General features: G+C 47.8%; 1 rRNA gene. It reads right to left on the reverse strand.

What is annotated here, in order from left to right:
* Positions 1-255: ribosomal RNA gene (locus IQQ51_RS23050) — 23S ribosomal RNA — on the reverse strand; the annotation flags it as partial.

Consider the following 255-nt stretch of genomic DNA (forward strand, 5'->3'; position numbering starts at 1 on the left):
CTATCGGTCAGTCAGTAGTATTTAGCCTTGGAGGATGGTCCCCCCATATTCAGACAGGATATCACGTGTCCCGCCCTACTCGTTTTCACTGATTATGATGTGTCGGTTACGGGGCTATCACCCTTTACTGCGAGACTTTCCAGACTCTTCACCTGCATCATTAAAAGCTTAAGGGCTAATCCAATTTCGCTCGCCGCTACTTTCGGAATCTCGGTTGATTTCTCTTCCTCGGGGTACTTAGATGTTTCAGTTCCC

This window comes from Vibrio sp. OPT18 (assembly GCF_015163615.1).
GTDB lineage: Bacteria > Pseudomonadota > Gammaproteobacteria > Enterobacterales > Vibrionaceae > Vibrio > Vibrio coralliirubri.